General features: G+C 58.5%; 25 protein-coding genes. 15 read left to right on the forward strand and 10 right to left on the reverse strand.

What is annotated here, in order from left to right; genetic code table 11:
- Positions 1-3 precede the first annotated feature (3 nt).
- On the reverse strand, positions 4-564 hold the full coding sequence (locus tag AC4HNJ_RS17385) for a 1,2-dihydroxy-3-keto-5-methylthiopentene dioxygenase (RefSeq protein WP_490480867.1): 561 nt from the start codon (positions 562-564) through the stop codon (positions 4-6).
- The gene (locus AC4HNJ_RS17390) at positions 561-1,208 is read right to left on the reverse strand and encodes a methylthioribulose 1-phosphate dehydratase (protein ID WP_490480868.1); all 648 of its coding nucleotides are present in this window, start codon (positions 1,206-1,208) and stop codon (positions 561-563) included. The genes AC4HNJ_RS17385 and AC4HNJ_RS17390 overlap by 4 nt, the downstream gene beginning before the upstream one ends.
- Before the next feature lie 155 nt (positions 1,209-1,363).
- Between AC4HNJ_RS17390 and AC4HNJ_RS17395 the strand changes: the two genes are divergently transcribed.
- Entirely contained in the window at positions 1,364-1,696 is a 333-nt protein-coding gene (locus AC4HNJ_RS17395; protein WP_490480869.1) for a high-potential iron-sulfur protein, read from the forward strand.
- A gap of 408 nt (positions 1,697-2,104) precedes the next feature.
- On the opposite strand, the gene AC4HNJ_RS17400 is transcribed toward AC4HNJ_RS17395, so the two are convergent.
- Together AC4HNJ_RS17400 and AC4HNJ_RS17405 are read right to left on the reverse strand one after the other, a co-directional pair.
- Positions 2,105-3,559, reverse strand: coding sequence for an amino acid permease (locus AC4HNJ_RS17400; protein ID WP_490480870.1), 1,455 nt, complete (start codon positions 3,557-3,559; stop codon positions 2,105-2,107).
- A 74-nt stretch (positions 3,560-3,633) separates the two neighbouring features.
- Positions 3,634-5,118, reverse strand: a complete 1,485-nt coding sequence (locus AC4HNJ_RS17405) for an amino acid permease (protein ID WP_490480871.1) — start codon at positions 5,116-5,118, stop codon at positions 3,634-3,636.
- A 158-nt stretch (positions 5,119-5,276) separates the two neighbouring features.
- On the opposite strand from AC4HNJ_RS17405, the gene AC4HNJ_RS17410 reads away from it, so the two are divergent.
- Entirely contained in the window at positions 5,277-5,837 is a 561-nt protein-coding gene (locus tag AC4HNJ_RS17410; RefSeq protein WP_490480872.1) for an NUDIX hydrolase, read from the forward strand.
- Here AC4HNJ_RS17410 and AC4HNJ_RS17415 read toward each other — a convergent pair.
- The 3 genes from AC4HNJ_RS17415 to AC4HNJ_RS17425 all read right to left on the reverse strand — a co-directional run bounded on the left by AC4HNJ_RS17415 (position 5,828) and on the right by AC4HNJ_RS17425 (position 10,212).
- Entirely contained in the window at positions 5,828-6,349 is a 522-nt protein-coding gene (locus AC4HNJ_RS17415) for a 3-hydroxyanthranilate 3,4-dioxygenase (RefSeq protein ID WP_490480873.1), read from the reverse strand. The genes AC4HNJ_RS17410 and AC4HNJ_RS17415 overlap by 10 nt on opposite strands.
- A 51-nt stretch (positions 6,350-6,400) precedes the next feature.
- Positions 6,401-8,290, reverse strand: a complete 1,890-nt coding sequence (gene parE / locus AC4HNJ_RS17420; protein WP_490480874.1) for a DNA topoisomerase IV subunit B — start codon at positions 8,288-8,290, stop codon at positions 6,401-6,403.
- Between the two features lie 122 nt (positions 8,291-8,412).
- On the reverse strand, positions 8,413-10,212 hold the full coding sequence (locus AC4HNJ_RS17425) for a M24 family metallopeptidase (RefSeq protein WP_490480875.1): 1,800 nt from the start codon (positions 10,210-10,212) through the stop codon (positions 8,413-8,415).
- A 318-nt stretch (positions 10,213-10,530) separates the two neighbouring features.
- On the opposite strand from AC4HNJ_RS17425, the gene cyoA reads away from it, so the two are divergent.
- From cyoA to truD, 9 genes are all read left to right on the forward strand, one after another.
- Entirely contained in the window at positions 10,531-11,388 is an 858-nt protein-coding gene (cyoA, locus tag AC4HNJ_RS17430) for a ubiquinol oxidase subunit II (RefSeq protein WP_490480947.1), read from the forward strand.
- Between the two features lie 3 nt (positions 11,389-11,391).
- Positions 11,392-13,407, forward strand: a complete 2,016-nt coding sequence (gene cyoB, locus AC4HNJ_RS17435; protein WP_490480876.1) for a cytochrome o ubiquinol oxidase subunit I — start codon at positions 11,392-11,394, stop codon at positions 13,405-13,407.
- Between the two features lie 3 nt (positions 13,408-13,410).
- Entirely contained in the window at positions 13,411-14,040 is a 630-nt protein-coding gene (cyoC, locus tag AC4HNJ_RS17440) for a cytochrome o ubiquinol oxidase subunit III (RefSeq protein ID WP_490480877.1), read from the forward strand.
- Positions 14,040-14,417: a cytochrome o ubiquinol oxidase subunit IV gene (gene cyoD / locus AC4HNJ_RS17445; protein WP_490480878.1), complete on the forward strand. Its 378-nt coding sequence runs from the start codon at positions 14,040-14,042 to the stop codon at positions 14,415-14,417. Before cyoC ends, cyoD begins: the two co-directional genes overlap by 1 nt.
- A 237-nt stretch (positions 14,418-14,654) precedes the next feature.
- On the forward strand, positions 14,655-16,325 hold the full coding sequence (gene pyrG / locus AC4HNJ_RS17450; protein WP_490480879.1) for a CTP synthase: 1,671 nt from the start codon (positions 14,655-14,657) through the stop codon (positions 16,323-16,325).
- Entirely contained in the window at positions 16,322-17,152 is an 831-nt protein-coding gene (kdsA, locus tag AC4HNJ_RS17455) for a 3-deoxy-8-phosphooctulonate synthase (protein WP_490480880.1), read from the forward strand. Before pyrG ends, kdsA begins: the two co-directional genes overlap by 4 nt.
- A gap of 289 nt (positions 17,153-17,441) precedes the next feature.
- Complete coding sequence (gene eno / locus AC4HNJ_RS17460) at positions 17,442-18,740, forward strand: phosphopyruvate hydratase (protein ID WP_490480881.1); 1,299 nt, start codon at positions 17,442-17,444, stop codon at positions 18,738-18,740.
- Positions 18,741-18,759: 19 nt separating this feature from the next.
- Positions 18,760-19,089, forward strand: coding sequence for a cell division protein FtsB (gene ftsB / locus AC4HNJ_RS17465; protein ID WP_490480882.1), 330 nt, complete (start codon positions 18,760-18,762; stop codon positions 19,087-19,089).
- Positions 19,090-19,145: 56 nt separating this feature from the next.
- Positions 19,146-20,171: a tRNA pseudouridine(13) synthase TruD gene (gene truD / locus AC4HNJ_RS17470; RefSeq protein WP_490480883.1), complete on the forward strand. Its 1,026-nt coding sequence runs from the start codon at positions 19,146-19,148 to the stop codon at positions 20,169-20,171.
- A 123-nt stretch (positions 20,172-20,294) separates the two neighbouring features.
- Here the strand turns inward: truD and AC4HNJ_RS17475 are convergent, their stop codons facing one another.
- Entirely contained in the window at positions 20,295-20,840 is a 546-nt protein-coding gene (locus AC4HNJ_RS17475) for a Smr/MutS family protein (protein WP_490480884.1), read from the reverse strand.
- Between the two features lie 164 nt (positions 20,841-21,004).
- Here AC4HNJ_RS17475 and surE point away from each other — a divergent pair, with 164 nt between their 5' ends.
- From surE to AC4HNJ_RS17495, 4 genes are read left to right on the forward strand one after another with little or no spacing between them, the layout of a single operon-like run.
- Positions 21,005-21,796, forward strand: coding sequence for a 5'/3'-nucleotidase SurE (gene surE / locus AC4HNJ_RS17480; protein ID WP_490480885.1), 792 nt, complete (start codon positions 21,005-21,007; stop codon positions 21,794-21,796).
- Positions 21,780-22,493: a protein-L-isoaspartate(D-aspartate) O-methyltransferase gene (locus AC4HNJ_RS17485; RefSeq protein ID WP_490480886.1), complete on the forward strand. Its 714-nt coding sequence runs from the start codon at positions 21,780-21,782 to the stop codon at positions 22,491-22,493. The genes surE and AC4HNJ_RS17485 overlap by 17 nt, the downstream gene beginning before the upstream one ends.
- On the forward strand, positions 22,493-23,101 hold the full coding sequence (locus AC4HNJ_RS17490; protein ID WP_490480887.1) for a YqaA family protein: 609 nt from the start codon (positions 22,493-22,495) through the stop codon (positions 23,099-23,101). Before AC4HNJ_RS17485 ends, AC4HNJ_RS17490 begins: the two co-directional genes overlap by 1 nt.
- A gap of 28 nt (positions 23,102-23,129) precedes the next feature.
- Positions 23,130-24,047 carry a peptidoglycan DD-metalloendopeptidase family protein gene (locus tag AC4HNJ_RS17495; RefSeq protein WP_490480888.1) on the forward strand — a complete coding sequence of 306 codons (918 nt, stop codon included), beginning with the start codon at positions 23,130-23,132 and terminating at the stop codon, positions 24,045-24,047.
- Positions 24,048-24,190: 143 nt separating this feature from the next.
- On the opposite strand, the gene AC4HNJ_RS17500 is transcribed toward AC4HNJ_RS17495, so the two are convergent.
- Together AC4HNJ_RS17500 and yhbY are read right to left on the reverse strand one after the other, a co-directional pair.
- A complete protein-coding gene (locus tag AC4HNJ_RS17500) occupies positions 24,191-24,568 on the reverse strand; it encodes an Mth938-like domain-containing protein (RefSeq protein WP_490480889.1) in 378 nt (125 codons plus the stop codon).
- Between the two features lie 12 nt (positions 24,569-24,580).
- Positions 24,581-24,877, reverse strand: a complete 297-nt coding sequence (gene yhbY / locus AC4HNJ_RS17505) for a ribosome assembly RNA-binding protein YhbY (protein WP_490480890.1) — start codon at positions 24,875-24,877, stop codon at positions 24,581-24,583.
- Positions 24,878-24,952: the final 75 nt, after the last annotated feature.

The raw sequence follows: 24,952 nt of genomic DNA on the forward strand, positions 1-24,952 counted from the left end.
TGATTACGCTGTTGTGACGAGCGGCACCATTCGGGGAAAGCCATTGGCGATGTCCGAGCCGGTGAAATGAGCGACCCAGCCCTCTTTGTTGGTGAACAGGCGAATTGCCACGAAGTAGGGGGCCTCGCTCATGTCGAACCAGTGGCGGGTGCCGTCGGGCACGCCGATCAAGTCGCCTTGTTCACAGAGCACGTCGTAAACCTTGTTTTCGATGTGCAAGGTGAACTGGCCGGCACCGGCCACAAAGAAACGAACTTCATCCTCGCTGTGGGTGTGTTCGCTCAGGAATTTCTGGCGAAGCGCGGCGCGGTCCGGGTGATCGGGCTGCAGGCTCACAACGTCGACGGATTGATAGCCTTCCTCCCGAATCAGCCGATCGATGTCGTCACGATAAGCGGCGATTACTTCGTCTTGGCTGGCACCGGGAGCAATCGGATGGGTCGCCTCCCACTGTTCGAAGCGTACGCCGACCTCTCCCAGTTCTCGGGCAATGCCGGCGTGATCTTCATGGATCGATAGCGGATTCTCGGGATGGCTGGTGTCAAAAATGCGTAGGCGGCTCATGCGTTCAATCTCCTCAAGTCGAGTTCGCAGCCGAGCAGAAATTCCAACGCTTCCAGGTGCCGGCGCGCTTCGGCCATGTCATGTCCCCACGTATAGATGCCATGCCCATTGATCAAGTAGGCGTGCAGGGGCTTGCCTGCGTCGATCCATGCGTCGACCTGCGCTACCAGTTCGGGCATATGCTGGGTGTTGGGAAAGACAGGAATGTCCAGCGTACTTTCGTGCGTGGTGTGCCCGCGAAGTGCTTTTTGCAGTTCCCAGCCTTCGAGGCGGATGACGCCGTCGGCCGCGAAGAACCGCGATGCCACGCTTTGGATACGGGAATGCGTGTGCAGCACGACATTCATGTCAGGCCAGCGGCGATAGATCTGGGTATGCAATGCCGTCTCGGCGCTGGGACGCGATGTTGTGCCGACGGCCTTGCCATCCATGTCGACCAGCATGATGTCTTCGCGGCCGAGTTTGCCTTTGTCGCGCCCGGAAATGGTTATCGCGGCGTGATCGGCATTGAGGCGCATCGAAAAGTTACTGCTGGTGGCCGGAGTCCAGCCTTGCTGCGCAAATTCGCGCGCAGCATTGGCAATCGCGTCGGCGCGTGCGTGAAATAACGCGGCAGGGATAGAGGCTGGCAGGTCTTGACTCATGGCAAATGGACGTCCAAACAGAGCGGAACTATAACATGGCGATGGAAGTGCTAAATGCGAGTTATTCGCGAAAGGGCTTTCATGCACCCGGCGGAGTTACGATTTCGGGAGAGTCGCTGCGTTCCTGCAGTAGACGCACTGTGATGAGGATAGTCATGTCAGCACATGAAAATAACGAATCGCGTCGTCGTTTCCTGAAGCTTGCTGCCGGCACCGCTGCGGCGGTGGTGGTAGTGGGCGGATTGCCGCGTGTCGCCCGCGCGGACGATTTGCCCCATGTGTCCGAAAGCGATCCGACGGCCAAGGCCTTGGGATACGTGGAAGATGCTTCGAAGACCACAAATCCCAAGCACAAGCCTGGCGATGCGTGCGCCAACTGCCAGTTTTACTCCGGCGGTCCCACCGGTTTTGGACCTTGCCAGTTGTTTCCGGGTAAAGCGGTCAGCGCGAAGGGCTGGTGCATATCGCACACGCCGAAGCAGGCTTGAAGTCTCGCACCCATGGGTGGATCGCGTAGAGGCCGGCCGATGCCGGCCTCTTTGCTGTGTGCAAAAGAAAACGCCTGTACAGGACAGGCGTTTGATAAAAAACGAAGGGGTGTTGCAGAAGTGCTACCCGAGCGCGCCAGGTCGAGGAGCTGTGACCTGACGCGCCGGGTCGCGATCCGGGGCCCACTGCCAAGTGATCAACCCACGGGCTGATGATGATACTCCGGTTGACTAGCCTGAGGCGGATCGCGGTTGGAAAATTCTGACGCACAAAAATTTTCTTGTTTATTTTCAAATAGTTGCAAGAAGAATTGATGGCGGTTTACAAGATTTATTAAGCTGTCGTTAGCGCGTAGATCGTGCCGATTTGCCTCTAGATGTCGACTTTTTGACGCTTTTCGCTGCTGTTCACGACTTTATTGAACGATTGGCAATACGCAGGCGACTATGGCGAATCCCATAGGAGAAATAAATCGCAAACCCGAACAAGGTCCAGACGACCATCAGCGCCCAGTTGAACCAGTCCATGGTGGCCAGCAGGGCCAGGCAGCTGAGGACCCCCGCCACACAGATAAAGGGCGCCCACGGAACACGGAAAGTGCGTGGCAGTTCGGGAGAGGTGTAACGCAGGATCAGAACGCCTGCGCAAACGGCGACAAAAGCGATCAGCGTGCCCATGGAGGTGAGGTTCGCCAGCAAGTCGAGCGGGAATATCGCTGCGAGTATCGCGATGCCCGCGCCGGTGATGAGCGTATTCAAATGAGGCGTGCGATAGCGCGGATGAATGCGGTTGAACACCTTCGGCAGCAGGCCGTCACGCGCCATGATCATGAAGATGCGCGGCTGCGCAATGATCATGACCAAGATGACCGATGACAGGCCGATCAAAGCGCCGATCTCTACGATCAGGCGTAGCCAGCCCAGCTCAGGATGCGCCCTGATGGCCGTGACGACAGGCTCATCTGTGCCAAGTTGTGTGTAAGGAATGAGACCCGTCAGTACTGCCGCCATCGCCAGGTACAGCACGGTACAGATCACCAGCGATACCAGTGTGCCAAAGGGAAGATCGCGCTGCGGGTTCTTGCATTCTTGTGCGGCGGTCGAGGTGGCCTCGAATCCGATGTAGGCGAAAAACACCATGGCCGCCCCGCGCATGATGCCTTCCCAGCCATACTTGTCATGGCCTTGCGGCGCCGGAATGAAGGGATGCCAGTTGGCAGGATTCACGTAGCGATAACCCACCACGACGACGACCACGATCAGGCCAACCTTGAGCAGCACCATCATAAAGTTGATGCCGGCTGACTCGCGAATGCCGATGTAGCACAGCCAGGTCAATGCCAGCACGATGGCAACGGCCGGTACGTTGATAAGGTGCCCTGTGGCGACCAGTGCGCCATTCGTATAGGCAAAGGGCGCGTCGGTCAGCGAGGCCGGAAGGTCGATGCCCATGTGATCGAGCAAGCTGGTGAAATAACCCGTCCAACTGGCGGCAACGGCGGAAGCGGAAATGCCGTATTCGAGCACCATGTTCCAGCCAATGAACCATGCTATCAATTCGCCGAGCGTGGCATACGCATAGGAATAGGAGCTGCCTGAAATGGGAATGAGCGTGGCGAACTCGGCATAGCAAAGCGCTGTGAAGCCGCTGCAGATCGCGGCGAGTATGAAAGAGATCAATACGGCCGGACCGGCATGCTCGGCCGCCGCCTGACCCGTTACGACGAAGATACCGGTACCGATGACCGCGCCGATACCCAGTGCGGTGATGCCCCAGGGTCCCAGCGTTCGTCGCAGGCTTGGACCGTGCGAGTTTTCGTCGTCGGAAAAATCAGTCTTGCGGGCGAACAGCTGTTTCAGCATAGGGTTCCCTGAAATAGCGCCGGCACGGTGATTCACCGTGCCGGGCGATGTCGTGCCAAAAATTCGAACGTGTCTCAGGCCGGTTCAGTGCCATTGGCCAGATGACTCTTGCGATAGCCATACAGGTAATAGACCAGCAGGCCCACGATGCCCCAGCCAAAGAACACTTCCAGTGTCTTCAGCGGCAGATTGACGAACAGCAGAAGACAGCCGACCACTGCGAGCGGACACACTACCCACACTATGGGTGTACGGAACGGACGCTTGCGATCAGGCTGTTTGACGCGAAGAACCATCACGGCGATGGCTACCATCATGAAGGCAAACAGCGTGCCGGAATTGGTGATATCGGCGAGCTGCCCAACCGGATAGATGGCCCCGAAAATGGAGACGAAGATGCCGGTGATCAGGGTGATTACATGGGGTGTATGGAAACGTGGATGAATCTTGGAAAGAAAGCTGGGCAACAATCCATCGCGCGCCATCGTAAAGAAGATGCGCGTCTGTCCATATGTCATGGTGAGAATGACCGAGGGTAGGGCGATGCCCGCCGCCAGGCCAATCAGATTACCCAGCTCATTGTGATGGAGCACGCGCATTACATGTGCCAGCGCCTCTTTGCTGCACACGAGGGCTTGCGAAGCTTTGCAAGCGGCGGCCATTTCGGGTGTGCCGGGTTGCAGCGCCATGCCACCGGGACCGGTGACGGGTTGGGCACCGATCGATCCGATGGCTCCGTAACTCACAAGCAGATAGTAGACAGTGCAAACACCTAGTGAACCGATCAGGCCGATCGGGATGTTGCGATTCGGATTCTTTGTTTCCTCAGCCGCCGTGGATACGGCATCGAAACCGACGTACGCGAAGAAGATGGAAGCGGCTGCGCCAAGTACACCAATGCCGCCCATCGGGCTGCCCCAGCCGTTAGGAACGAAAGGCTTGAAATTGGGGTCCTTGACCGCCGGCAGCGCAACGAAAATGAAGATGGTGAGCGCAATGATCTTCACCACCACCAGCAGGCTATTGACCTTGGCTGATTTGGATGTGCCGATCACCAGCAGGAAGGTGATGACCAGGCCGATGAGAAACGCGAGCAGATTAAATGTGCCGCCGTCCATGGGACCGGTGCGCAGGAAACCAGGCAATCCGAATCCGGCATGCGCGAGAAGGCCGTTGACGTAGCCGGACCAGCCGACGCATACCGTGCTGGCCGCGATCGTGTATTCCAGTACGAGCGCCCAGCCGACAACCCATGCCAAACCTTCGCCAAGCACGCCATAGGTATAGGTGTACGCGGAACCAGCGACCGGAACCATCGACGCCAGCTCTGCATAAGCTAGCGCTGCCAGCGTGCAGACGATCGCGGCGATCACGAAAGAAATCATCATGCCGGGACCGGCTTTCTGTCCGGCTTCGGCGGTGAGTACGAAGATACCGGTGCCAATGATGGCGCCGATGCCAAGCATGGTGAGCTGAAACGCGCCAAGCTGTCGGGTAAGTGCCTTCTTTTCGGCGGTGGCGAGAATCTGGTCGAGTGGCTTGACGCGCTTGAAAAGCATGTAGGGGCTCCCTGGAAACAGGCGTCACATCTGTCCAGAGCCGGGCTGGCCATGGCATCGAACCGAGGTGACGCTCAACCATAGCGGAGCAGATGGAGGGGTACAAGCTGCGACGCAGCTATGATGAGCAACTTCGTCCGGCGCCTGTGTCACAAGTCATGTCCAACGCTGCTTCGCTGTTCGAGTCACTACAAAGCTACCGAACACGCCGCCCGGAAGAGACCGCGACGTGCGATCGGTTTCTTGAATTTCTCGTTTCCGCCCCGGCTGTTTTCATGCGCGAGCATGCGGCGGGACACTTCACGGGATCGGCTTGGCTAGTGAGTGCGGACGGTGAGCGTGCGTTATTAACGCATCACCGCAAGCTTGACCGATGGTTGCAATTAGGTGGTCACGCTGATGGCGACGAAGATCTTGCCCAAGTTGCCTTGCGCGAGGCGGAGGAGGAGTCTGGTATCGAAGACCTGCGCGTCGAAGGCGACATTTTTGACCTTGACTGCCATCTTATTCCCGCCCGCGGCAGTGAGTCCGCGCATTGGCATTACGATGTACGTTTCGTGGTACGAGCAATAAGGGACGAATGCTTTGTCGTCAGCGATGAATCGTTGGCGTTGGCCTGGAAATCGATTCGTGATATTGCGAACGACTTGAGCGCCGACACATCCTTGCGCCGCATGGCCTGCAAATGGCTGAGCGCGGAAAACCGCTATCAACCATAGCGTGCAGGAGCGGGATTGAGGTGTCCGCAGGCCTTGCAGGTACGGGCGTCCCTCGACGCATAGAAGCGATCGAAAACGGGCGGAAAATCCGCTTCAATGCTCTGCAAGGTGAAATATTCTTCGTAAAGTTTGTGGTTGCACTGCTCGCAGAACCACAGCAACCCGTCTTTTTCATGCGGAAGTCGGCGGCGCTCGATCACCAGGCCGATGGAGTCGGGCATGCGCTGCGGAGAATGAGGGACGCGTGGTGGCAGATAAAACAGTTCACCCGCACGAATGGGAATGTTGCGAGCGGCGCCATCGTCCTGCACCTTCAGTACCATCTCTCCTTCGATCTGGTAGAAGAATTCCGGACCTTCGTCGTAGTGATAGTCCGTGCGTGCGTTAGGACCGCCGACGATCATGATGATGAAGTCGCCGTCGACAATGCATTTGTTGCCGACGGGCGGCTTGAGCAGATGGCGATGCTCGTCGATCCAGCGCTGGAGGTTAATGGGAGGAGGCAGGCTCATCAGTAGGGTCTCCGCACACCTGCATGCTTTCTGCAAAAGCAGGTATCGATTTCAAACTTCCAGCGTAGCCAGGTCACCTTTTTCTTCCAGCCAGTTTTTGCGATCACTGGCGCGTTTCTTCGCCAGCAACATGTCCATGAGCTTGGCGGTGCCTTCGCTGTCGTCCACGGTCAGTTGCACGAGGCGGCGGGTGTCCGGGTAAATGGTGGACTCGCGCAATTGCGACGGGTTCATTTCACCGAGACCTTTGAAGCGGGTGACTGTTACCTGGCCTTTCATCTTCTCGCGTTCGACGCGTTGGAGCATGGCGGCTTTTTCATTTTCGTCGAGGCAGTAGAACACTTGCTTGCCTACATCGACGCGGAATAACGGCGGCATCGCCACGAAGATATGTCCTTCGCGCACGAGGGCGGGAAAGTGGCGAAGGAAAAGTGCGCTAAGCAGGGTGGCGATATGTAGCCCATCGGAATCGGCATCGGCAAGAATGACCACCTTGCCGTAACGCAGCCCGCTTAGATCATCCTTGCCGGGATCGCAGCCGATCGCCACGGCCAGGTTGTGCACCTCTTCGGAGGCCAGCACCGACGTGGATTCCACTTCCCACGTGTTGAGGATCTTGCCGCGTAACGGCAGGATTGCCTGGAACTCCTTGTCGCGTGCTTGCTTGGCACTGCCGCCAGCGGAATCGCCTTCCACCAGGAAAAGCTCGGTTCGGGTGAGATCGGTGGCGGTGCAGTCGGCAAGCTTGCCGGGAAGGGCCGGTCCTTGCGTAATCTTCTTGCGCACGACTTGCTTGGCGGCTTTCAGTCGCGCGCTTGCGCGTTCAATGGCCAGTTGCGCGATGCGTTCACCGAGATCGACGTGTTGATTCAGCCACAGGCTGAAAGCGTCGTGTATCACGCTTTCCACCAGTGCAGCAGCATTACGTGAGGAAAGGCGTTCCTTGGTCTGCCCGGCGAACTGTGGATCTTGCAGTTTCGCCGAGAGCACGAATGCCAGTCGTTCCCATACGTCTTCCGGCGCAAGCTTGACGCCGCGCGGCAAGAGATTGCGGATATCGCAGAATTCGCGCACGGCGTTGGTGAGGCCGGTACGAAGCCCGTTGACGTGCGTGCCGCCTTGCACGGTGGGGATGAGGTTGACGTAGCTTTCCTGCACCAGTTCGCCTTCCGGCAGCCAGGTGAAAGCTACATCGAGCCCTTCCGTTTCGCGTGCGACGTGATGCACGAACAGATCGGCGGGCAGGCATTCGGCTCCGTCGAGTTCACCACGCAGATAATCGCGCAGGCCGTCTTCGTAGTACCACTCGCTGACCTCGCCGCTGGCTTCGTCAACGAGTTTGACGTTGAGACCGGCGCAGAGCACGGCTTTGGCGCGCAACAGGTGCTTGAGTTTCGGCAGCGAAATCTTCGGCGTATCGAAGTATTTGGGGTCGGCCCAGAAGCGTACGGTCGTGCCGGTTTTTTTCTTCGGGACGGTGCCAATGGTCTCTAGCGGGCTGACGCGGTCGCCATGCGCGAATGTCATGCGATATTCGTTGCCGTCGCGACGGATGGTGACTTCCACCTTGTTCGACAACGCGTTGACCACGGACACGCCCACGCCGTGCAGGCCGCCGGAGAAGTTGTAGCTCTTGCCGGAAAATTTGCCGCCTGCATGCAAGCGGGTCAGGATCAATTCCACGCCGGGAATGCCTTCTTCCGGATGGATGTCCACGGGCATACCGCGTCCGTCGTCGCTCACTTCCACTGAGCCGTCGACATGGACGATCACCTCGATCGATTTGGCGTGGCCCGCAAGCGCTTCGTCAACCGAGTTGTCGATGACTTCCTGCGCCAAGTGGTTGGGGCGCGTCGTATCCGTATACATGCCCGGACGGCGCTTGACCGGATCAAGACCGGAGAGAACTTCGATATCGGCGGCGTTATAGCGACTGCTCATGCGTGGCTAGTGTGTGTTTGATACGGGGTTAGCCGCGGGAGGATGGTCGGGTAAGCCGGGAAGGTCAAGAGCTTGCGATGCCTGCTTCTTCTGTTGCTTGCGGCAAGGGAGGGGAAAGAAAGCTAGAGCGGGGCGCAGTGCTTTTCCAGCCAAGCCAAATCTGCGTCGTCCAGCAAGGGCGCCAGTGCGGCGCGTACCGTAGCGTGATAGTCGTCCAGCCAGGCGCGTTCATCAGGGCTCAATAGCCCAGGCTCCAATGCACGGCGGTCGAAGGGGCAGAGGGTCAGGGTCTCGAAAGCGTAGAACTCACCAAATTCGGTTTGTTCGGCTTCGGCCACCACGGCAAGGTTCTCGTGCCGGATGCCATGTCGTGCCGGCTTATATAAGCCTGGCTCAATAGACGTGATCATGCCGGGCTCGAGAGGAACCAGTGTGCTGCCAGATACCGGGGGGCGGATGCCATGCGGGCCCTCGTGCACATTGAGGAAATAACCCACACCATGGCCGGTACCGTGGCCGTAGTCCATGCCGCTGGCCCAGAGGGGTGCACGAGCCAGTGCATCCAGTTGGGGGCCGCTGGCGCCTTTAGGGAAGCGTGCGCGCGACAAGGCGATCATGCCTTTCATCACCAGGGTGGCGTCGCGCCGCTGTTCAGAAGTGGTCGGTCCCAAGGCGAGCACCCGCGTAATGTCGGTGGTACCGCCCAGGTACTGGCCGCCGGAGTCAATCAGCAGCAAGCCATGCCGTTGCAGTGTGTTATGCGATTGCGCCGTGGCGCGATAGTGAGGAAGCGCCCCGTTTTCCATGTAACCGGCAATGGTGGCGAAACTCTCACCGATGAAATCGGGCTGTGCCGATCGTTCATCCCGCAGAAGCGCGTCGACGTCCAGCTCGGTTTGCGTCATGCCAGCCGTGAGGCGTTCTTCCAGGCGGCGAAAAGCACGTACCAGTGCGGCGCCATCGCGACGCATGGCTTCCCGGATATGATCCAGTTCCACCTCGCTCTTGACTGCCTTGAATGCGATGGACGGATTCGGACCTTCGATACGTGTAACTTGCGAGGGCAGCGTCCGCAGGACGTCGCTGACTACGCGGCCGGGGTCGAATAACAAAGTGTCGCCAGCGCCGAGCTCACCCAAGGCGTCATTGATCGTGGCGTAGGCGGCAGTGCGGATGCCATCACGAGTCAGGGATGCGACGAGTTCATCGTTGAGCTTGGCGCGCTCCACAAACAGTGTTGCCTGCCCGGAAGCCTCGACCAACAGGTGTGCCAGGAAGACCGGATTGCATTCAACATCGCTGCCGCGAAGATTGGTGAGCCAGGCGATATCGTCAAGGCTGGATACCAAATGATGTGTAGCGTGTTGCCTGCGCAACGCCTGGCGCAGTTTCTCGAATTTGTCTGCACGCGATAGCCCAGCGTAGCGGAGTGGATGTTCGAATACGCGGGCGTTGGGCAAACCAGGGCGGTCCAGCCAGATCTTGCCGGGCAGATCCAGATCCGCCCTGAGAACGGCGCCGACACTGCTGAGCAGGCGTTCGATTTGTCGCTGTGCCGCGACTGACACGCTGTCGCCGGCGACAGCTACCACGTCGCCTTGGTGCAGATGCTGCTGCAGCCATGTCAGATGTTCCGGAGCGTGGGCGATGCGCTGCTTCATCAGCGCGATGCCGCTGCCGCCTAGCTGTTGTTCTGCTTGCGAGAAATAGCGCGAATCGGTCCACACCCCGGCTTCTTTGGCCGTGATCAGCAGCGTACCCGCCGAGCCATCGAATCCGGAAAGCCATTGACGGGCTTGCCAGTGCGCTGGCAGATATTCGGAAAGATGAGGATCGGCTGTGGGAACGATACAAGCAGCCACGCCATGCTTGCTCATGGCTTCGCGCAGGGCAGCGATGCGGGTGGGAATCGGAGTGCTCATCAGCGCATGGTAGCAGGCAATATCGCCAGCGCTTCAGTGCTGAAAATGCAATGCTCCGTAAGGTACGACCGCTGGGCGGCGTGGCTTGCTTTCTTGACGCTTAGATGGTCTTGAGGAACGAGGAAGGATGTCGCGTTGCTAGCGCGGCATTATGTCTCGGACTAGTCATGGCTTGCTGCAGCGCGATATCCTATGCAGGTCGTCCCCACGACAACATCCCGTCAGCCTCCCTAAGAGTCGTTCGTGAACAAGCGTTCCCTCGTCTCCGCTTTGCGCTGGTCATGCGCAGGCCTCGCCGTGTTTCTCGGCGGTTGCAATATGGAAGTCCTGTCGCCGAAAGGTGACATCGGTATGCAGGAAAAGTCGTTGATCCTGATTGCCACGGGCTTGATGTTGCTCGTCGTCATCCCGGTCATTGCCATGACCCTTATCTTTGCGTGGCGCTACCGTGCCTCCAACACCAAGGCCACCTACGCGCCGAAGTGGTCCCACTCGACGGCTATCGAAGCCGTGGTGTGGACCATCCCGTGCATCATCATCGCCATCCTGGCGACGATTACCTGGCGCACCACGCATACGCTCGATCCTTATAAGCCCCTGAAGTCCGCGGCAAAACCGATCACCATCCAGGCGGTGGCGATGGACTGGAAGTGGCTCTTTATCTATCCGGATTACGGTGTTGCCAGCGTCAATGAAATCGCCTTCCCGACGAACGTGCCGGTGCATTTCGAAATCACGTCGGACTCGGTGATGAATGCGTTTTTCATTCCGCAGCTCGGTAGCCAGATCTACGCGATGGCCGGCATGGAAACGCAGCTTAACTTGATCGCGAAGGAGCCCGGCAACTACACCGGCCTTTCGAGCAACTACAGCGGCCCCGGTTTCTCCGATATGCATTTCATTGCGGAAGCAACGTCGCAGCAGGGCTTTGCGGACTGGATCAATAAGGCCAAGGCCAGCTCGGTCAGCCTCGATGACCAGACCTACCACGCGCTATCGCAGCCCAGCGAAAAAGTGCCGGTGTCGTACTACGCGAACGTCACCCCGGGCATGTTCAGCAGCATCATCAATCAGTACATGGGCGACATGTCGATGGGCAAGATCGGCGCCACGCCCCCGCCTGCGCAAGCGAGCGCGATTCCCTCGCACAACGATCACGCCAAGGCTGCGGAGTAGGCCATGTTCGGAAAACTTTCATTATCGGCCATTCCTTTCAATGAGCCGATCATCATGGGCACCTTGCTGATGGTGTCTCTTGCCGGTGCGGCGCTGCTTGGCTGGGTGACATTCCAGCGCAAGTGGGGCTATCTGTGGAGCGAATGGTTCACCACGGTGGATCACAAGCGCATCGGCATCATGTACGTGATTTTGGCATTGGTCATGCTGCTGCGCGGCTTCGCCGATGCCATCATGATGCGCGCCCAACAGGCGATTGCCTCGGCGGATGCGGCTGGTTATCTACCGCCCCACCATTACGACCAGATCTTCACCGCCCACGGCGTGATCATGATCTTCTTCGTCGCCATGCCATTCGTGGTGGGCCTGATGAATCTGGTCGTGCCGTTGCAGATCGGTGCGCGCGACGTGGCCTATCCGTTCTTGAACTCGTTCAGCTTCTGGCTTACCGCCTCTGGCGTAGTGCTGGTGATGTTGTCGATGTTTGTCGGTGACTTTGCTGCTACTGGGTGGCTGGCCTACCCGCCGCTGTCGGAGTTGAAGTTCAGTCCTACCGTAGGCGTGGACTACTACATTTGGGCCTTGCAGCTCTCCGGTTTGGGTACCACGCTCAGTGGCATCAACTTCATCGTCACCATTCTGCGCATGCGCACGCCCGGCATGAAGCTGATGCAGATGCCGGTGTTCACCTGGACGGCGCTGGTCACCAACATCCTGATCGTGGCGGCGTTCCCGGTATTGACGGTGGCGCTGGCGTTGCTCGCGGCCGACCGTTATCTGGACATGCACTTCTTCACCAACGAGCTTGGCGGTAACGCCATGCTGTACATCAACTTGATCTGGATCTGGGGTCACCCGGAGGTCTACATCCTGATCCTGCCGTGTTTCGGTGTGTTCTCGGAGGTGGTTGCGACCTTCTCGGGCAAGCCGCTGTTCGGCTACAAATCGATGGTATTGGCCACAGCCGCCATCGGTGTGCTCTCCTTCATGGTGTGGCTGCATCACTTCTTCACCATGGGTTCGGGCGCTGACGTGAATGCCTTCTTCGGCATTACCACGATGATCATTTCGGTGCCGACAGGGGTGAAATTGTTCAACTGGCTGTTCACCATGTATCGCGGCCGCATCCGTTTCACCTTGCCGATGATGTGGACGGTAGCTTTCATGGTCACGTTCACCATCGGTGGTATGACCGGCGTGTTGATGGCCGTGCCCGGTGCGGATTTCGTACTGCATAACAGCCTGTTCCTGATTGCGCACTTCCATAACGTGATCATTGGCGGTGTGCTGTTCGGTTGTTTTGCGGCGATCAACTACTGGTTCCCGAAGGCTTTCGGCTTCAAGCTGGAAGAGCGCTGGGGCAAAGCCTCCTTCTGGTGCTGGGTGGTGGGCTTCTATATGGCCTTCATGCCGCTGTATGTGTTGGGCCTGATGGGCATGACGCGCCGTATGAATCACTACGCCAACCCAGCCTGGCAGCCCTACCTGATCGTAGCGGCCGCTGGCGCAGGCATCATTGCGCTGGGTATCGGTTTCATGGTGCTGCAGTTCGTGGTGAGCGTGCGCAACCGCGCGGAGAACCGCGATCTGACGGGTGATCCCTGGGGCGGTCGTACGCTGGAATGGTCCACCAGTTCGCCGGCACCGTTCTACAACTTTGCCGTGTTGCCACAGGTGGAAGAACTGGATCAATTCTGGGCCGACAAGGTACATAAGCGTGCTTATAAGCGTCATGAGCACTATGCGGACATCCACATGCCGCGCAATACGGGCGTGGGCGTGTTCATGGCTGCGTTCGGTACCGTGCTTGGCTTTGCCATGGTGTGGCATATCTGGTGGCTCGCCATCGCCGGCCTGGTGGGCATGATCGGTTCGTTCCTCAGCCGCGCCTATGACACGGATGTGGATTACTACGTGCCCGGTGTCGAAGTCGAGAAGATCGAGCGCGCACGCCTGGTGCCGTTGCACAAGCTGATCGAAAACGTGGATCCGGCATCGGCCGGCCAGAAGGTTGCTTAAGCCATGAGCAGTTCCGTTATTACCGCTAATCATGACGTTGTCGCGCACGGCGTAGACGGGCATCACGAACATCACGACGACGGAGCCAAGACCCTGCTGGGGTTCTGGATCTATCTGATGAGCGACTGCCTGATTTTTTCGGCGTTGTTCGCTTCATTCGCTGTGTTGTGCAATGCCACCGCGGGTGGCCCGACCAGCAAGGAGCTGTTTGACCTGCCTTATGTGCTGGGTGAAACGATGCTGCTGCTGGTCAGTAGTTTCACGTTCGGCGTGGCAATGCTGAACATGCATGCCGGCAAGCGCAACAAGGTGATGGGCTGGCTGTTCATCACGTTCCTGTTTGGTTTGGGCTTCGTGGTGATGGAAGTGCGCGAGTTTGCGCACCTGATTCATGAAGGTGCCGGCCCGAACCACAGCGCGTTCCTGTCATCTTATTTCACGTTGGTCGGCACCCATGGGCTGCACGTGACCTGTGGCCTGATCTGGATCGTAGTGATGATAGACATGGTGCGGCGCTTCGGCCTGACCGATGCCGTCACCCGCCGTCTGTCCTGCCTCAGCCTGTTCTGGCATTTCCTGGATGTGGTCTGGATTTGCGTGTTCACCATTGTTTATTTGCGGGGAGTGCTCTGATGTCAGCCCACCTCAGTCATGCACATGGCACGGACCATCAGCACGCCGACCACGGCACGCTGAAGTCTTACATTGTCGGTTTCGCGCTCTCCATCATCCTGACCCTGATGTCGTTCGGCTGCGTGATGTCCGGTGCCGTGCCGCATCATCTGATCTTGCCGGGCATCATGATCCTCTGCGTGGCCCAGATTCTGGTGCAGCTGATGTTCTTCTTGCATCTGAGCACCAAGCCGGGTCAGCGCAATAATCTGTCCATTGGCGTGTTCACGTTGCTGATCATTGCCATCATCGTGGTGGGTTCGTTGTGGGTGATGCACAACATGAATACGTACATGATGCATCCCGTTACCCAGTCGATGTCCTCGAGCATCGGCTGAGACAGCTTTTGAGCCCCGCCGTCACAAGCGGGGATCAGACCAGCCGGGTGCCTTTGGCGTCCGGCTTTTTTTGTTAAAGCGTCGCTGGATGCTGCGCTTGGTCTGCGTCAGGGATCATCCTGGACGGGATGAGGCATGGCCGTGCGGACTGAATTTTTTCGAATTCTAGGGATGCTGGCATCTCGCAGCTGGAACGATCTGCCGCTAAAATGCTGATTTCCAGCACGGCTTCTTTCCATGACCCCCCTGATTTTCGTCACTGGCGGTGTGGTGTCCTCACTTGGCAAGGGCATCGCAGCGGCGTCGCTTGCGTCCATTCTTGAGGCGCGCGGCCTTTCGGTCACCATGATGAAGCTCGATCCCTACATCAATGTGGATCCGGGCACGATGAGCCCCTTCCAGCACGGTGAGGTCTATGTGACCGATGACGGTGCTGAAACTGACCTCGATCTGGGCCATTACGAGCGCTTCGTCCACACCCGCTTGACCGGCAAGAACTCCATCACCACCGGCAAGATCTACGAGTCGGTGATCCGCAAAGAGCGCCGGGGGGACTATCTGGGGGCGACGGTCCAGGTCATTCCGCATATCACAGACGAGATCAAGCATTGTATCCATGAGGCCACCCGTGGTTTCGACGTCGCCCTGGTCGAGATCGGCGGTACGGTAGGTGATATCGAGTCCCAGCCGTTCCTTGAGGCCATCCGTCAGCTTCGGATCGAGCACGGTCCGGAGAAGTGCGTGTTCATGCACCTCACCCTGGTGCCCTACATCAAGGCCGCTGGCGAGATCAAAACCAAGCCAACTCAGCATTCGGTCAAGGAACTACGCTCCATCGGCATCCAGCCGGACATCCTGCTCTGCCGTTGCGAGCAGCCGCTGCCGGACACCGAGCGCCGCAAGATCGCCTTGTTCACGAACGTGCCCGAGCAGGCGGTGATCAGTGCCGCCGATGTGGACATCATTTACAAACAGCCGCTTTGGCTTCACCAGCAGGGGCTGGATGACATCGTGGTGAAGCGGTTGGGCCTGGACGCCAAGGTTGCCGATCTTTCCGCCTGGCAGCGTACGGTGGACGCCGTCGAGCATCCAAAGGACGAGGTCAATGTGGCCATCGTCGGCAAATATGTCGAGCACAAGGACGCCTACAAGTCCCTGGGCGAAGCACTCCGGCACGGCGGCATCAAGCAGCAGGCACGTGTCAATTTGCAATGGATCGATTCCGAGCAGATCGAGGCCGAAGGTGCGGCCAAGGTGCTGGGAGGGGTAGACGCCATCCTCGTCCCTGGCGGCTTTGGCAAGCGCGGCTTCGAAGGCAAGATTCTAGCGGCGAAATACGCGCGCGAGCATGGCGTTCCTTATTTTGGCATTTGCTATGGCATGCATGCTGCCGTGGTGGATTTCGCACGGCACGTCGCGGGTTTTGCCGATGCGGACTCCAGTGAAAACGACCGGCATACGGCGAATCCCGTGATCGCCTTGATTACGGAGTGGACCACGACGACCGGTGAGGTCGAGCAGCGCAGTGAACGCTCGGATCTCGGTGGCACGATGCGGCTGGGTGCGCAAGAGTGCCGTCTCAAAGCCGGCACGCTGGCGCGCCAGCTGTACGGGCAGGACATCGTGCGTGAGCGGCATCGTCACCGCTACGAATTCAATAATCGCTATCGCCAGGCGTTTGAGGATCTGGGGTTGGTGATCTCCGGTAAGTCGATGGACGATCTGCTGGTCGAGATTGTCGAATTGCCACTGCAAAAGCATCCGTGGTTTCTTGCCTGCCAGGCGCATCCTGAATTTACCTCGACGCCTCGTGATGGCCATCCGCTCTTCATCGGCTTCGTTCGCGCCGCGCGCGAATACAAGGCGGTGCGCGATGGCCAGAAGCTGGCGAGGGAGTCGGTCGCATGAGGCTGTGTGGTTTCGAGATCGGGCTGGACCAACCTTTGTTCTTGATTGCCGGCCCTTGCGTCGTCGAATCCGAGCAATTGCAGGTCGATACTGCGGGCACTCTGAAGGACATCACTCGCAAGCTCGGCATCCATTTCATCTTCAAATCCAGCTTCGACAAGGCGAACCGCTCCTCAGGCGGCAGCTTTCGCGGTCCGGGTATGGAAGAGGGGTTGCGTGTGCTGGCGGAAGTGAAGCGTCAGGTGGGCGTGCCAGTGCTTACCGATGTGCACGAGTACACACCGATGGATGAGGTGGCGGCCGTGGTGGATGTGCTGCAGACGCCGGCTTTTCTCTGCCGCCAGACGGACTTTATTCAAAACGTGGCCAGGGCCGGTAAGCCGGTCAATATCAAGAAGGGCCAGTTTCTTGCGCCTTGGGATATGAAAAATGTCGTAGCCAAGGCCAAAGCCGTCGGCAACGAAAACATCATGGTGTGCGAGCGTGGTGCCAGCTTTGGCTATAACAATCTTGTCTCGGACATGCGTTCGCTCAGCGTGATGCGCGAAACCGGTTGTCCTGTCGTGTTTGACGCGACGCATTCAGTGCAACTGCCGGGGGGGCAGGGCACCAGTTCGGGCGGACAGCGGGAGTTCGTGCCCGTGCTGGCGCGTGCGGCGGTAGCCGTGGGCATTGCCGGCTTGTTTGCGGAGACGCACCCGGATCCGGATAAGGCACTCAGTGACGGACCTAATGCGTGGCCGCTTGGCAAAATGGAAGCCTTGCTGCAAACACTGCTTGAGCTGGATACCGTGACCAAGCGGCACGGTTTTCTTGAACAGCAGTAAAGCTGCTTCTCTCCGCATTCGGAATGCGGGGAGTCGTCATGGATGGCAATTTAGGGGAACACGGACGAGAACCTGCGTGGACCTGATCCAGTGCTGAGGAGAAGGACACGCTTGCGTGACCTGCTGTTGCGCGGAACAGCGCAAGGAACAGCGTGTGCAGCAAACAATGGAGTGTTCGGCAAGCCTTGCTCTCATTCCAGTCGCTCTCGTGGAATGAGAGAGGATTTTGTATCGGCAAGCTTGAAGTAATCAGTTACTTTTCAACCTTTCTTGAACACGCAGGAACATCATGACTACAGCCATCACCAGCATCCATGCCCGTGAAATTCTCGACTCTCGCGGCAATCCCACCCTTGAGGCGGAGATCACACTTGCCGACGGCGCATGGGGTCGCGCAGCGGTTCCTAGCGGTGCCTCGACCGGTACGCGCGAAGCGGTGGAGTTGCGCGATGGCGACAAGTCCCGTTATCTGGGCAAGGGCGTAAGAAAGGCAGTCGGCCACGTCAATGGCGAAATCGCTCACGCGCTGAAGGGTTTCGATGCGGCGGATCAGAAAGGTCTCGACGCTAAGTTGATCGCCCTTGACGGCACCCCGAACAAAGGGCGTTTGGGTGCGAATGCGCTCTTGGGGGTATCGCTGGCCGCTGCGCACGCCGTAGCTGCATCCCGTCGCGAGCCGCTGTGGAAGTATTTGTCGAATGGCAAGCCCGGCGTTTTGCCGGTGCCGATGATGAACATCATCAATGGCGGAGCTCACGCCGACAATAATGTCGACGTGCAGGAGTTTATGGTGTTGCCAGTGGGTATGCCGAATTTCGCGGAAGCGCTGCGTGCGGGTGCTGAGATCTTCCATGCGCTGAAAGGCGTGTTGAAGGGCAAAGGACTTAATACCTCCGTCGGTGACGAAGGTGGCTTTGCACCAAACCTGCGGTCCAACATCGAGGCGCTGGATACCATTTTGGAAGCCGTGAACAAGAGCGGCTTCAAGATTGGTAGCGAGATCTTGCTCGGCCTGGACGTTGCAAGTTCCGAATTCTTCAAGGATGGCAAGTACGATCTGGAAGGTGAGGGCAAGGCCTATACGCCAGCACAGTTCGTCGATTTGCTGGCAAGCTGGGCACAGCAATATCCGATCGTCACCATCGAGGATGGCATGGCCGAGGGCGATTGGGATGGGTGGAAACTGCTTACCGACAAACTCACCAGCAAGGTGCAACTGGTGGGCGACGATCTGTTCGTCACCAATCCGGCCATTTTCCGTGAAGGCATCGAGAAGAAGATCGCCAATGCCATCCTGATCAAGGTTAATCAGATCGGCACGCTTTCGGAAACGCTCGAAGCCATCGCCATGGCGGATGCCGCCAAGTATGCGGCGATCGTCTCGCACCGTTCAGGCGAGACGGAAGACACGACTATTTCGGATATTGCGGTGGCTACCACGGCGACCCAGATCAAAACCGGTTCGTTGTGCCGTACTGACCGTGTGGCGAAGTACAACCAGTTGTTGCGTATTGAGGAACAGCTTGGCTCTGCGGCGCGTTATGCTGGTCGCGATGCTTTTCCGAACCTGACCCATCTACCCGGCTGAGCGAGGTTATCGGGCGCCCATGTTGCGTTGGATCGCCTTGATCCTGCTGCTTTTGTTGATTGGACTGCAGTGCAAACTGTGGTCCAGTCACGGCGGTATGTCCGAGGTGACCAGCTTGCGCGCGATGGTGAAAAAGCAGACCGACGAGAACAGCAGGCTCACGCAGCGGAACCAGGCGCTTGCTGCGGATGTGAGCGATCTCAAACATGGCGAGCAAGCGGTGGAAGCACGCGCACGTGCCGAGTTGGGGTTGATCAAGCCGGGCGAAACGTTCTACCAGGTTGTCGAAGAGCCGGCTAATGCGGCAAGCACCGCGCCGGTTCCCAGCGCTAGCGGCGGGAATCCTTAGCGCCCGTTTCTCATCCCCCCTTTCCGTATCAGAAAGGGTACGCAGGTAGTGCATTCATGACGACAGCAGACTACGAGTTGCCGTATGCCTATGGTCAGCCGCCATTGTCCGGTGAGTTGCGTGTTTTGCCGGAAGATTTTCGTGTTGACGAAGTTTTGGGATATGAGGCCGAAGGCGAAGGCGAGCATGTTCTGCTGTCGGTGGAAAAGCGGGACGCCAATACCGATTGGGTGGCACGCGAATTGGCACGGTTTGCCGGGGTGTCGCCGATGCAGGTCGGCTATGCAGGTTTGAAGGATCGACACGCCGTGACGCGTCAGGCCTTCACGGTGCAGTTGGCCGGTCGAGGGGAGCCGGACTGGACGACATTTCCGCATGAACAGGTCAAAGTACTTGCCAGCACACGTCACAAGCGCAAGCTCAAGCGCGGGGCGTTGCGGGGTAATCGGTTTGTGTTGGTATTGCGCAACGTAAGCGGTGATCGCCGTGCTGCCGAGGAGGTTTTGCGCGCTATCGCCCGCCGCGGCGTACCTAATTACTTTGGCGAACAGCGCTTCGGTCGAGAAGGCGGCAATGTCGCACAAGCCCGAGCGATGTTTGCAGGTCGACGCGTGGATCGAGACAAGCGCTCAATCTTGCTTTCTGCAGCCAGGTCACAGATTTTCAACAGTGTATTGGCCATTCGTGTCGAGCGCGGGGCGTGGGACAGTCCCTTGGACGGCGATGTTTGGTCGCTGGCCGGTTCGCGCTCCTGGTTCGGACCGGAGTCCTTTGACGAGGCGCTTGCCACGCGTCTTGCGCAAGGTGATATCCATCCATCCGGGCCATTGTGGGGCCAAGGTGAGCTGCCAACTCAACATATCGCGGCCGAGCTTGAACGTAGCGTGGCAGAAGCACATGCCGATCTCGCACAAGGCTTGGTTGCGGCGCGAATGGAGCAGGAGCGCCGCCCTCTGCGCTTGTTACCAAAGGACTTGATATGGCAGTGGCTGGACAGCGAATCACTTGAACTCAGCTTCGAGCTACCCGCGGGTGCTTATGCGACGGTAGTCGTGCGAGAGCTGATTGCGCAGGGTGCCTGAAAACGTATAGCGGATGATTGCCCGGTAGCTACACTGACCGCACGGTGCTGAGTGGCCTGGTGAGCCAGCAGACGCCGACATCTCCATGCGTTTGTTCTGTGTTGCTGTACCAGCCCTCCCCAGCTAACCCTTCAGTAACACGATGGTAGCGCCCGTGCCTCCTTGCACCGGACGGGCAGAAGCAAAGGCGATGACATCATTGCGACGCCGTAGCATGCGATCTGTGAGTGCTTTCAGGACCGGGCCGGCAGCTTTGGAACGTAAACCTTTGCCGTGAACGATACGTACGCAACGCAGCCCGCGTTCGGACGCTTGCGCCAGGAAGGCGACGATGGTGGCTTGCGCCGCGGCGACATTCATCTGATGCAGGTCGATATCGTCTTGTACGCTGTATTGTCCGCGCCGAAGCTGCCGCAATAACTTGGGAGGATACCCGTCGCGCAAGTAACTCAGTTCCTCTCCCACTTCTATCAGTGCTGGGTCAAACGCCATGTCCAACAATTCCCCAGGCACGGCCGCTTCATCAGCCTCCAGCATGTGTGGATGCGGTGCCGGCTTGGGCATCGCAGGTGGCGGTGCGACCGGATCAAGCCGCCGCACTTCGCCGATGGCTTCGCGAAACAGGCGACTATCCTCATCGTTGACGGGGGCAGGAGTACGGTGCTTCATGGAGTGCATCCTAGCGAATGGCATGGTGTGACGACGAGCTGCTGCGTATGGCGATACAGCGGTGAAACACGCAGCCTGCTCGGTTAGACTCCAGGGTTCAGGAAGCGCGTTCGGCTCACCGGAGCTGTCTCGCGCATCCCTCCAACGTTTTCGAATGGGTGAAGATGCGAGTTCTGGTCAGCAACGATGATGGCGTGGACGCACCCGGTATCCGCGTGCTTGCCGAGCGCCTCAGTGCGGTCGGCGAGGTGACGGTAGTAGCGCCGGACCGGGACCGTTCCGGCGCAAGCAATTCCCTCACGCTTGACGTGCCAATTCGCGTAGCGCGCATGGACAATGGCTATTACCGCGTAGCGGGTACGCCAACCGACTGCGTGCACCTGGCGCTGGCAGGCATGCTGGAGGAGGAGCCTGACATAGTCGTTTCGGGCATCAACAATTCTGCCAATCTTGGCGATGACGTGATCTATTCGGGTACCGTCTCGGCCGCCATGGAGGGACGGTTTCTGGGCCTGCCTGCCATCGCTGTGTCGCTGGTCAGCAAGGATCATCGTGGCGAGCACTACGAATCGGCGGCCAAGGCGGTAGTGTTGTTGATGGAGCGCCTGCTGATCGATCCGCTTCCTGCGGATACGATTCTCAATGTCAACGTGCCCGACCGTCCGTGGGGCGAGATTCTCGGTTTTGAAACCACTCGGCTCGGCAAGCGCCATCGCTCCGCTCCCTGTATCAAGCAAACCGATCCGCGTGGCAAGCCGATCTGGTGGATCGGTCCGGCGGGCGATGTGGAGGATGCTGGCCCAGGGACCGATTTCGATGCAGTCCACCGTGGCTACATCTCAGTGACGCCGATTCATGTGGATCTCACTCGCTTCCAAGCGCTGGAAAAAGTCAGTACCTGGGTGCGAGCCTTGACCCATGGCATGAGTGACAAGGCCAATGGCAAAGCAGCGTGAAGTGAACGTGCATCCATTGCCGCCATCTGCCTTGAAAGGCGAGGGCATGACCTCGCAGCGTGCCCGTGATCGCCTGGTTGCCAAGCTGAAAGAAGAAGGTATTCGGAATCAGCGTGTACTCGATGTTTTGCGGGAACTGCCTCGCCATCATTTCATCGACCAAGCCTTGCATTCTCGCGCTTACGAGAACACGGCATTGCCGATTGGTCATGGCCAGACTATTTCGCAGCCATGGGTGGTGGCGCGCATGACCGAAGCTTTGCTGGAACCTTTTGAAGCAAAATCGGGGCGGCCGCAAAAGGTGCTGGAGATCGGGACCGGTTCTGGCTATCAGGCAGTCGTGCTCGCTCGTTTGGTGCCCCAGGTCTACACGGTGGAGCGCATCGAAGAGTTGCTCCGCCAGGCACGGCGACGTTTCCGACAGCTTGGTATCGACAACATTCGTTCGCGCCATGACGATGGCAAGCTCGGGTGGCTGTCGGAAGCTCCGTTCGATGCCATCATCCTCACGGCGGCGGGCGATGCGATTCCGACACAGGTCCTTGATCAGCTCAGCCCCGATGGCGTTCTGGTAGCCCCGGTGGGCTCTCCCAGCAGTCAAACGTTAATCCGCATGCGCGGTGATGGAAAAGGCGATTTCATGCAGGAAGAATTGGCAGCGGTCAGTTTTGTACCTTTGTTGGGTGGCATCGGCTGATGCGCTTGTTCGGAAAGCTTTATGCGCGCGTTCTGGTGTGGGCACGCGATCGTCGCGCGGTGTATTACTTGTGCGGGTTGAGCTTCGTGGAAGCTTTCATTTTTCCGGTCATGCCAGAAGTCATGTTGGCGCCCATGATGCTTGGCAAGCGGCATCGGGCTTTTTTCTACGCAAACATCAGCTTGTTGTTCTCGCTGCTCGGCTCATTAGTCGGCTATGCATTGGGGCATTGGGCTTTCCACGCGCTGACTCCGTTGCTGCAATCGTTGCATCTTTACGATTCAATCGAGCGTGGGGTGGAGAACCTGCGCACGCAGATGCAGGAGCATTGGGTACAACTGCTGCTGGTTTTGACGCTTGCCGCGCTGCAGCCCGTCGTACCGATGAAATTCGTCACCTGGGCATCGGGGATTGTCGGTGTGCCGGTGATTCCATTCCTCGTGTGCATTTTGCTGGGGCGTGGCAAGCGCGTATGGTTGCTGGCGCTGTTGATTCGTCTGTTCGGCGAGCGTGCCGAACGGATCCTGCACAAGCATATCGAGTGGATAGGCTGGGCTGCGTTGGCGGTATTGGCTGTTTTGGCTGGATGGTGGGCGATCAAGCATTGAAGGCTGGGGGGACTTACGCGTGGTCCGCATGAAAACTGCGCGCGACCCCGTTATGCTGATGCGCATGAAAGGATTGATGCGATGGTCTGCAATTACCGCGATAGCTCTCTTCCTGACCGGCTGCAGCACGGTCGTGGTCCAACAGCCTCCTACGGCGGCCGGACGCTCCCATCCCGGGTCGGTTGCAGCGGCAGCGGCTTCTTATACGGTTGTCAAAGGCGACACGCTTTATTCAATTGCCTTTCGTAACGGCACTGATTTCCGGGAAGTGGCCCGGATAAACAATATTGCCCAGCCATACACGATCTGGCCCGGGCAAGTTCTAAAGCTTCCCGGCCACGGTTTGGTGGCCACACATGCAGCGCCGCCACCCGTGGTCAAGGTGTCACAGCGGAAACCGGTCTTCCAGACGGTGTCCGCGGCTCATACGACTACCACGGCCCAGCAACCTGTGCATGCCAGCTCGATGGCAACCGCCGCATCCGTGGCGCCGCCGAGTAACACTTCCGTCAGTCCTCCGCCAACCGCCACAACCGTGGTCCCCGTTTCCGCGAACGGATCTACGCGAACAGTGGCTGGCGTGAAATGGCGCTGGCCAGCTTCCGGTTCGGTGATCAGCCGTTTCCAGGCCAATGCCGCTATTCCGGGTATCGACATCGCGGGTAAAGAAGGTGAGCCTGTCGTGGCCGCCGCCGATGGCGTGGTCGTCTACAGCGGCAATGGCCTGGTAGGCTACGGTGAGCTGATCATCATCAAGCACAATGACAGCTTCCTCTCTGCTTACGGTCATAACCGCAAACGTCTGGTGACGGAAGGGCAGCAAGTGAAAGCGGGGCAGGAGATCGCAGAAATGGGATCGAGTGGCAGCCCTCGTGACGAGTTGCAGTTCCAGATTCGCAAAGATGGCAGTCCGGTCGATCCGCTTGCGTATTTACCGTCGCGCTAACGACGTGCTGCTCTGAGTTTATGGCGCCGGTTCAACTGCCGGATGTCAGGTTTGCTTGTCGTCATTCGTGAACAAGCGTGAATGACGACAGATGATGTTGTGCGCGAATGCAAACCGGTTAGTGATGCGGGAAAGGCGAAAACTTAAATCCCGGGCAGGATGAAAGCCGCTACTACGCGTCGCCCTTCGTTGGCGAGCAGGTCATAAGTGCGTGCGGCCGCCGCATTGTCCATTACTTCCACGCCGATGCCCTTGCGCAGGAAAGCTGCCATGAACGCGGCCGGTGGAAACTGCTGGCGCACGCCGGTGCCAAGCAGTACAACTTCCGGCTCAAGGCCAAGTACGTCTTTGACATGGGAGTCAGTCAGCGCCAGGGCACTGGTCACCGGCCACGCTTCTACCGCCCGCTGGGGTGAAAGCAGGAAACTTGCAGTCAATTCGCGATCGACGATCATGATGGCGCGTTCGGTGACACGACGTACGAACAGGTAATCACCGGGACGGTCGAGGGAGAGATCCATCCTCGTTTCTCCTCACCGGGGCAGCGCCAGTCGCGGGTCTTCTTCATTGCGCCGGAACAGCACGACGACGTGCCCGATCTCCTGTATGTTTTCAGCCCGGGTTCCTTCGATCAGAATCTGAATCTGTTCCTCGCGCTCGTCCTTGTCTCCTCCCGAGAGCTTCACCTTGACAAGTTCGTGGTGCGACAGCGCAAGGTCGAGCTCTTTCACCACCGCCCCGGTGGCCCCCTTGGCACCCAGCAGGATCACTGGATGGAGGTCGTGGGCGAGGCTGCGCAGGTAGCGTCGCTGAGAGGGGGAAATAGCCATGCGTTCAGTCTCGGATGCACTGCAAGGTAATCGTAAAGAGTATCATGTCTGCTTCCTGTTCCCGGTCCTTTGCCG

Source organism: Dyella sp. SYSU CM1112, assembly GCF_058216415.1.

Coding starts and splice junctions, on each gene's coding strand:
- AC4HNJ_RS17385 (WP_490480867.1), bottom strand. CDS start 564: ATGAGCCGCCTACGCATTTTTGACACCAGCCATCCCGAGAATCCGCTA.
- AC4HNJ_RS17390 (WP_490480868.1), bottom strand. CDS start 1,208: ATGAGTCAAGACCTGCCAGCCTCTATCCCTGCCGCGTTATTTCACGCA.
- AC4HNJ_RS17395 (WP_490480869.1), top strand. CDS start 1,364: ATGTCAGCACATGAAAATAACGAATCGCGTCGTCGTTTCCTGAAGCTT.
- AC4HNJ_RS17400 (WP_490480870.1), bottom strand. CDS start 3,559: ATGCTGAAACAGCTGTTCGCCCGCAAGACTGATTTTTCCGACGACGAA.
- AC4HNJ_RS17405 (WP_490480871.1), bottom strand. CDS start 5,118: ATGCTTTTCAAGCGCGTCAAGCCACTCGACCAGATTCTCGCCACCGCC.
- AC4HNJ_RS17410 (WP_490480872.1), top strand. CDS start 5,277: ATGTCCAACGCTGCTTCGCTGTTCGAGTCACTACAAAGCTACCGAACA.
- AC4HNJ_RS17415 (WP_490480873.1), bottom strand. CDS start 6,349: ATGAGCCTGCCTCCTCCCATTAACCTCCAGCGCTGGATCGACGAGCAT.
- parE (WP_490480874.1), bottom strand. CDS start 8,290: ATGAGCAGTCGCTATAACGCCGCCGATATCGAAGTTCTCTCCGGTCTT.
- AC4HNJ_RS17425 (WP_490480875.1), bottom strand. CDS start 10,212: ATGAGCACTCCGATTCCCACCCGCATCGCTGCCCTGCGCGAAGCCATG.
- cyoA (WP_490480947.1), top strand. CDS start 10,531: ATGGAAGTCCTGTCGCCGAAAGGTGACATCGGTATGCAGGAAAAGTCG.
- cyoB (WP_490480876.1), top strand. CDS start 11,392: ATGTTCGGAAAACTTTCATTATCGGCCATTCCTTTCAATGAGCCGATC.
- cyoC (WP_490480877.1), top strand. CDS start 13,411: ATGAGCAGTTCCGTTATTACCGCTAATCATGACGTTGTCGCGCACGGC.
- cyoD (WP_490480878.1), top strand. CDS start 14,040: ATGTCAGCCCACCTCAGTCATGCACATGGCACGGACCATCAGCACGCC.
- pyrG (WP_490480879.1), top strand. CDS start 14,655: ATGACCCCCCTGATTTTCGTCACTGGCGGTGTGGTGTCCTCACTTGGC.
- kdsA (WP_490480880.1), top strand. CDS start 16,322: ATGAGGCTGTGTGGTTTCGAGATCGGGCTGGACCAACCTTTGTTCTTG.
- eno (WP_490480881.1), top strand. CDS start 17,442: ATGACTACAGCCATCACCAGCATCCATGCCCGTGAAATTCTCGACTCT.
- ftsB (WP_490480882.1), top strand. CDS start 18,760: ATGTTGCGTTGGATCGCCTTGATCCTGCTGCTTTTGTTGATTGGACTG.
- truD (WP_490480883.1), top strand. CDS start 19,146: ATGACGACAGCAGACTACGAGTTGCCGTATGCCTATGGTCAGCCGCCA.
- AC4HNJ_RS17475 (WP_490480884.1), bottom strand. CDS start 20,840: ATGAAGCACCGTACTCCTGCCCCCGTCAACGATGAGGATAGTCGCCTG.
- surE (WP_490480885.1), top strand. CDS start 21,005: ATGCGAGTTCTGGTCAGCAACGATGATGGCGTGGACGCACCCGGTATC.
- AC4HNJ_RS17485 (WP_490480886.1), top strand. CDS start 21,780: ATGGCAAAGCAGCGTGAAGTGAACGTGCATCCATTGCCGCCATCTGCC.
- AC4HNJ_RS17490 (WP_490480887.1), top strand. CDS start 22,493: ATGCGCTTGTTCGGAAAGCTTTATGCGCGCGTTCTGGTGTGGGCACGC.
- AC4HNJ_RS17495 (WP_490480888.1), top strand. CDS start 23,130: ATGAAAACTGCGCGCGACCCCGTTATGCTGATGCGCATGAAAGGATTG.
- AC4HNJ_RS17500 (WP_490480889.1), bottom strand. CDS start 24,568: ATGGATCTCTCCCTCGACCGTCCCGGTGATTACCTGTTCGTACGTCGT.
- yhbY (WP_490480890.1), bottom strand. CDS start 24,877: ATGGCTATTTCCCCCTCTCAGCGACGCTACCTGCGCAGCCTCGCCCAC.